The 6,475-nt window shown below is 39.2% G+C and carries 8 protein-coding genes and 1 pseudogene; 7 read left to right on the top strand and 2 right to left on the bottom strand.

Annotation, left to right across the window (positions count from 1 at the left end; genetic code table 11):
* The 7 genes and pseudogenes from mreC to rodA form a co-directional block, all read left to right on the top strand.
* The coding region (gene mreC, locus SD31_RS12360; protein ID WP_039054367.1) for a rod shape-determining protein MreC at positions 1-791 on the top strand (791 nt) is incomplete at its 5' end.
* Positions 784-1,311: a hypothetical protein gene (locus SD31_RS12355; RefSeq protein WP_039054366.1), complete on the top strand. Its 528-nt coding sequence runs from the start codon at positions 784-786 to the stop codon at positions 1,309-1,311. The genes mreC and SD31_RS12355, both read left to right, overlap by 8 nt.
* 12 nt (positions 1,312-1,323) lie before the next feature.
* A pseudogene (locus tag SD31_RS19365) lies at positions 1,324-1,954 on the top strand (hypothetical protein).
* Positions 1,955-1,974: 20 nt separating this feature from the next.
* Complete coding sequence (locus SD31_RS20295) at positions 1,975-2,895, top strand: penicillin-binding transpeptidase domain-containing protein (protein WP_262506627.1); 921 nt, start codon at positions 1,975-1,977, stop codon at positions 2,893-2,895.
* The gene (locus tag SD31_RS20290; RefSeq protein ID WP_262506626.1) at positions 2,840-3,298 is read left to right on the top strand and encodes a penicillin-binding transpeptidase domain-containing protein; all 459 of its coding nucleotides are present in this window, start codon (positions 2,840-2,842) and stop codon (positions 3,296-3,298) included. The genes SD31_RS20295 and SD31_RS20290 overlap by 56 nt, the downstream gene beginning before the upstream one ends.
* Positions 3,285-3,593, top strand: a complete 309-nt coding sequence (locus SD31_RS21000) for a hypothetical protein (RefSeq protein WP_316929872.1) — start codon at positions 3,285-3,287, stop codon at positions 3,591-3,593. The genes SD31_RS20290 and SD31_RS21000 overlap by 14 nt, the downstream gene beginning before the upstream one ends.
* The gene (gene rodA, locus SD31_RS12345; RefSeq protein ID WP_316929871.1) at positions 3,568-4,557 is read left to right on the top strand and encodes a rod shape-determining protein RodA; all 990 of its coding nucleotides are present in this window, start codon (positions 3,568-3,570) and stop codon (positions 4,555-4,557) included. Before SD31_RS21000 ends, rodA begins: the two co-directional genes overlap by 26 nt.
* Here rodA and SD31_RS12340 read toward each other — a convergent pair.
* Both SD31_RS12340 and SD31_RS12335 read right to left on the bottom strand, forming a co-directional pair.
* Complete coding sequence (locus SD31_RS12340; protein WP_039054365.1) at positions 4,554-5,171, bottom strand: YigZ family protein; 618 nt, start codon at positions 5,169-5,171, stop codon at positions 4,554-4,556. The two genes, rodA and SD31_RS12340, sit on opposite strands and share 4 nt — an antisense overlap.
* Entirely contained in the window at positions 5,168-6,022 is an 855-nt protein-coding gene (locus SD31_RS12335) for a DMT family transporter (protein ID WP_039054364.1), read from the bottom strand. Before SD31_RS12335 ends, SD31_RS12340 begins: the two co-directional genes overlap by 4 nt.
* Between the last annotated feature and the right edge of the window lie 453 nt (positions 6,023-6,475).

Here is a 6,475-nt window from a genome sequence, read left to right as displayed (position 1 = left end):
TGTTTTCTCTAGTGTTAGTAAATAAACAACAAATAACTATCATGCGATCTGCATTTATCAACTCTTCCAATATTGTTGTAGGCTCTTTCTACGCCAAAGTGAATTCTTGGAAAGAATATATGTACTTGGCAGAAACCAACAAAGATCTGATGGATGAAAATGCATTGTTGCGCTTTCATCTGCAAAATCTCCTAGATAAAGACAGTGCAGAACATGCTCTGTTTTTGGACTCCCTTCCCAAAGATATAGATCACAATAGATACGAATTTATAGTTGCTTCAGTAGTAAACAACAGTGTACATCACCGAAGCAATTATATCACCATAGACAAAGGATCTCTTGATGGTATTGAAAAAGATATGGGTGTAATAACCTCTAACGGTGTGGTAGGAACCGTTCAAAACGTTTCTCCTCACTTTAGCACCATCAAATCACTATTACATCCGGACACCAAAATTTCCGTAACCATTGATTCCAATGCTACAGCTTTTGGTTCTCTTGTATGGGGAAACAATACCGAGCCCCGCTTTGCAATGGTTAGAGATATTCCGAATCACGTCAAGCTTTATATAGGTCAACCTATCTTCACCTCCGGATATTCCACTAAATTTCCGAAAGGCATAAAAGTAGGTCATATCGTACAGACAGATATTGTAAGCGGAGGGTCGTTTAAAGATGTACGCATCTTACTGACGACTAAATTTGAGCAACTGCATCACGTCTATATTGTTAAAGATAAATTAGCGAAAGAAAAGCTGGAACTCGAAGCGGGAAACGACAACAATGGCTAAAGTAATTATATATAACATTATTCGATTTGTAATATTACTGATTCTGCAAGTAGCTGTATTGAAAAACTTCGGATATTATAATATAGCTGTAACCTATCCGTATATCCTTATCATCCTGTTGTTACCTATAGGAATACCCAACTTGGTCTTATACGTATTAGCCTTCTTGACCGGCTTGTGTGTGGACGCTTTCTACGACAGTATAGGGATTCACGCTTCGGCTTGCGTAGCTTTAGCTTTTTTCAGGATATTCTTTCACAACATCACCATCGAAGTCGAAGAGAGAAGCTCCTTTAATACCCCATCGTGGGGAAGCAGAGGATTCAAATGGTACAGTACCTATATCCTTTTAGGGACATTCATTCATCATCTCGTACTATTTTTGGTAGAATCTTTTTCTTTTTCGAATATCTTACAGACATTATTAAGTGTCGTACTAAGTTCTTTGATGACTTGTATTGTCATCTTCATCATTAGTTTGCTGACATATCAGAAAAAAACACGGATATTGAGCAATTAATAAGGAATTATTATGAATAGTTTTTTTCAGCGAAAATATATCATACAAGGAATTATTCTGATAGTTGCCTTAACTCTTATCGCTCGATTGTTCTATCTCCAGATCATCGACGATTCTTATTTATTATCAGCCAATAACAACGTCCTACGTAAAGTAATAGAATATCCTGCTCGAGGGATTATCTTGGATCGCAATGGCAAGATTCTGGTACAGAATGAACCAGTGTATGATCTTATGGTCATCCCTAAAGAAGCAAAAAATAATTGACACTCTTCTACTATGTAATCTTCTGGGCATAGATAAGGAGGGCTTTGAAAAAAGAATGAAAAAAGCTCGTGAACACTCTCCTTACCGAGCATCCATTTTCGAAAAGCTTATCCCTAAAGAGACGTTTGCCGTTTTGCAAGAACATATGGATAAGTTCAACGGTTTTTACACCGTTGATAGAAATATCCGGACCTATCCGGACAGCATAGCAGCCCAATTCTTAGGATATATTCAGGAGGTAAACGAAAAAGATATTGAGCGTTCCAACGGCTTCTACCGCGCAGGAGATTATATCGGCGCCTCTGGAGTAGAACGTTCCTATGAGGAGCTCCTACGTGGCACCCGAGGGGTTAAAAACCTGATGGTAGACGCCTGAATAGACCGCAAGGCTCCTTCATGAACGGCAAGTACGATACGCTGGCTGTTGCCGGGGAAGGCCTTATATCTTCATTGGATAAAGACCTTCAAATACTAGCAGAAAAGCTCATGCGCAACAAATCGGGCTCTATCGTGGCTATAGAACCTTCTACCGGAGAAATATTGGTCTATGTGAGCAGCCCTTCCTACAATCCTAACCTTATGGTAGGACGTGAGCGGGGCAACAACTATATGAAGTTGCTCAGGGATCCGAACAAACCTATGTTCAACAGACCTATTCAGGCCTCCTACCCTCCGGGATCAGCATTTAAAGTTATTGCAGCCCTTACAGCCCAACAAGCCGGTGTTATTAACGCTAAGACAACCTTCTTTTGCCCTGGGGGATATTATGTGAATGGTGCCAAAATGCGCTGTACCCATGTGGACGGTACTACAGACCTCGTAAAATCCATCCAAAATTCGTGTAACACCTACTACGGATATGTATATGCTCGTATGCTGGAATCCAGAGGAATGCCTCCATATAAGGCATACGAACTTTGGCGAGAGTCACTAATGAAATTTGGCTTAGGAAATCCTTTGGGTATTGACCTTCCTGGAGAAAAGGGTGGCAACATCTATCCTGCCGAATATTACACCAAACGGTTCAGAAGTAACAAGTGGACTTCGTCATTTAATATTTCTTTATCTATCGGTCAGGGAGAGCTCGGCATCACACCTCTTCAGATGGCCAATGTGATGGCGATAATAGCAAACCGCGGCTATTATTACCGTCCTCACCTTATCAAAGGATATAGGACAGAAGAAAATCGTCAAAAAGGAGTTTACCGAAAAAATATGGGCGGGCGTGGACGCTCAATATTACGAACCTGTAATCGAAGGGATGAGTCGTGCCGTTTCCAGAGGTACCGCTACCGGCGCCCGAATCCCAGGAATTGAGATGTGTGGCAAAACAGGAACCGTCCAAAATCCACACGGCGAAAACCATTCTGTGTTTTTTGCTTTTGCACCGCGCGAAAACCCTAAAATCGCGATCGCCGTCTTCGTCGAAAATGCAGGGTATGGAGGAACTTGGGCTGCCCCTATTGCCAGTATGATCGTGGAAAAATATATTCGCGATACCATATCCATGTCCAAGCATGTGCAGGATAGAATAATGAATACGAACATCCTGCCATTCAAAAAGAAAAGCACACCGGAAGTGAAAAAAACAGATAAACAAGATAACAATTCGAAGAAAGATTCAACAACTGCCAACAAACAAGTTGCATATCAAGAGAATAAAGAGTCAAATATCTTAGTTCATCATAGCCAAGTCAGAAAAAATTATGCACAACGATAAGAAAGGTTTTTTGGGAAGAATTGACTGGGTCACTATATGCCTCTGGTTCACGCTGTGCCTTATCGGCTGGTTCAACATCCATGCAGCCGTATATGATGCAGAAAATCCGGGCATCTTTAATATGGCTACCAACTATGGCAAGCAGTCTATTTACATCTTCACAGCCTTGATTATCGGTTTCAGCATACTTATCATCGACCAACGCTTTTTCTATTTCGGCACCGCCCTTCATCTATTTTGTGGTCATTCTTCTTCTTATCGCAGTGCTCGTGATAGGACGCAATGTGGGAGGTAACCAAGCCTGGATACCTCTGGGAAGTTTCCGTCTGCAGCCTTCTGAATTTGGTAAGCTGGCCACCTGTCTATTGCTTGCCTATTACCTTAATACACAGACCAACAAGCTTCCAAGCTTTAAAGCACTGTTAATAGGTGCCAGCATCGTACTTTTTCCCGTTTTCCTAGTCATGTTGCAACCGGACACAGGTTCTGCTTTAGCCTTCTTCTCTCTCATTTTTGTATTCTACAGAGAAGGGTATGTAGGCACCAAACTACTGATTTTTGGAGGCTTGGCCATCCTGCTTTTCATCATGGCTCTTCTTATAAACCAATGGATTCTGATAGGAATTATAGCAGCCATCTGTGTGCTTTTCATTTTTCTTTTAGGGAAGAAAAGAAAATATATCATTGATCTCAGCATCATCTTCGCCGTGGCCAGCGTCTTTGTCATGAGTGTAGATTTCGCTTACGAAAAAATCCTTCAGCCGCACCAACGTAACCGCATTGACATCATATTAGGAAAGATGGATGACCCAAAAGGTCAAGGTTACAACCTGAATCAATCCAAGATTGCTATTGGTTCGGGAAAACTCTTCGGCAAGGGGTATTTGCAAGGGACACAGACTAAATACAATTTCGTGCCCGAACAAAGTACAGACTTTATATTTTGTACTATTGGCGAAGAATGGGGCTTTGTCGGCTGCGTAACATTGATAGCTTTATATGTATTCCTTCTATTCCGGATAATACATATCGCAGAACGACAGCGAACCACCTTTGCTCGTGTTTATGCCTATGGGGTGGCCTCCATCCTATTCTTCCACTTCTTTATCAATATTGGCATGACCATAGGTATAGTTCCTGTTATAGGTATTCCTCTTCCTTTTATCAGCTACGGAGGGTCTTCATTATGGAGCTTTACTATACTTCTATTTATTCTGTTGAAGTTTGACTCTATGCGCAAAGGCTTATCACCTAACTAAAGCGTCTTAAGATAAGTGGTCTTTACCTCATCAATCTTTTCCATCTTCTGAATAAAAGTATTGACCTGCATCTTACGCATCTCCACCGTCATGGAGCACGAGTTATCAAACTGTTGATTCAATACCGTAATACCTTCTTCTTTAATGACTCGCATCACGTCATTCATCGAAAGGTATTCAAACTCTATGCAGTAAACATCATTTACGGTACGCTCGATGATAATGGCATTCTCAAGGGCTTCTTGTGTCGCCGTCTTATAAGCGTTGATTAAGCCGGGCACACCAAGTAGGGTACCTCCAAAGTAACGGACCACCACGACCAGAATATTAGTGACATCTTTGGAAAGAAGGACATTTAAAATAGGACGGCCTGCCGTACCGGAAGGCTCCCCATCATCGTTTACCCTATAAATCGACCGATCGGGAGTAAGTCTATATGCCCAACAGTGATGACGAGCCTTTGGATGCTCAGCCTTTACACCTGCGATAATCTCTTTCAGCTGATTCTCATCCCTAAATGGAAAAGCATACGCAATAAATTTACTGCCCTTATCCTTAAAAATGCCTTCCGCAGGTTCTTCTATAGTCAGATACGTATCTTCAAATAGACTCACAGATATGCTATTAATATAATCGATATAACCGCCAAAAGCAGTCCAATCTTGTTCAACAAAGTCAATTTCTCCTTAAAAACAAATACTCCCACCAAACTGCCCAAAACTATTACCCCTACATTCATCGTCGTAAATACGATGGAAGGATTATCAGAAATGGCTCTATGTGCCCGCATATAGTAGTAGATATTTGCAAAATTAAACAATCCTAAAAACAATCCCCAAAGTATAGCGTCTTTATCCCACCTTTGTCTATTAGTCCAGCTGAAATATAATAATATCATAAAAGCAAAAATCATTGCCCCCACAAACACCAAAAACATGGAAGTAGTATACGGAATATTCTTATATTGAGCCACCTGCTTGAAAAGAATATCTATAAATCCCATACCTATAAAAACAATAAAAGGATATATATTCTTGCTGTTCGGCTTATCCTCATGATTACGCCAGCTCACAGAACAGATCACGGCTACTACCCCGATAAGGATTCCTATAATCTTCCGAACTTGTACCGCTTCATTAAAGAGTATAAAAGAAGCAATAAGCGGTATAAACAGCGACATACGCTGTGCCACATCGGTCTTTACAATACCACTATATCTTACCGCTAACGCTATAAAGATAAAAAGACAAGGCAACATGATTGCCAAAGGCAAATAATATAGATAAGGCAATGTAACCTCTTGCAACACCCCAATATCCGGTCGGAAAAGAAAATAAGTGAGCGCAACGGTAGTCGGATAGTTCCACAACACCATCTGTTGTACGTCAACACTCCTCTTACGGGCTATTTTTATCAAAACACCAACCAAAACGCTACAGCATACACTCAATAAAACATATATCATTATATGGAACTCTTATTACAGCACAATAATATCAAATAATCTTCATATTTGATAATTCATAAAAACCACTTAAAAAGACATACTTTTTACCTAAAAAAAAACAAACATTTTTATAAAAAAATAAGCTCTTTTTTTGATGAAAAATCAACACAAAAAAAGTATAAAAAAACAGACAATAAAAAAACTTAAAATAGCTGAATATTAATATTTTAAAAATTATACACATAAAAAACACAGTTAATTTTAAGCTATTTTTTTTTGAATTTTTTTAATAAAAAAATACACATTTTTTTACCCATTTAGCACAACAAAAAAGCCAAAAAATCAAAAAAAAATTATAATTTATTTTGGAATTAAAAAAAAACTGTTTTACATTTGAATCATCAAAACAAGGACATGAATAATTTTAACACATATTACTTTTTCAACTTCTTTTATTTTAGAAATAAAGGA

It is taken from the genome of Sphingobacterium sp. T2, assembly GCF_000814685.1.
Taxonomy (GTDB): domain Bacteria; phylum Bacteroidota; class Bacteroidia; order Sphingobacteriales; family Sphingobacteriaceae; genus Sphingobacterium; species Sphingobacterium thermophilum.
Note: the sequence above shows the minus strand (reverse complement) of the source record. Positions and strands in the feature narration are given on the sequence as shown.

Excerpts from the sequence above, each read along its gene's own strand:
- SD31_RS12355 (WP_039054366.1), top strand. The coding sequence starts at position 784 with ATGGCTAAAGTAATTATATATAACATTATTCGATTTGTAATATTACTG.
- SD31_RS20290 (WP_262506626.1), top strand. The coding sequence starts at position 2,840 with ATGAGTCGTGCCGTTTCCAGAGGTACCGCTACCGGCGCCCGAATCCCA.
- SD31_RS21000 (WP_316929872.1), top strand. The coding sequence starts at position 3,285 with ATGCACAACGATAAGAAAGGTTTTTTGGGAAGAATTGACTGGGTCACT.
- SD31_RS12335 (WP_039054364.1), bottom strand. The coding sequence starts at position 6,022 with ATGATATATGTTTTATTGAGTGTATGCTGTAGCGTTTTGGTTGGTGTT.
- SD31_RS20295 (WP_262506627.1), top strand. The coding sequence starts at position 1,975 with ATGAACGGCAAGTACGATACGCTGGCTGTTGCCGGGGAAGGCCTTATA.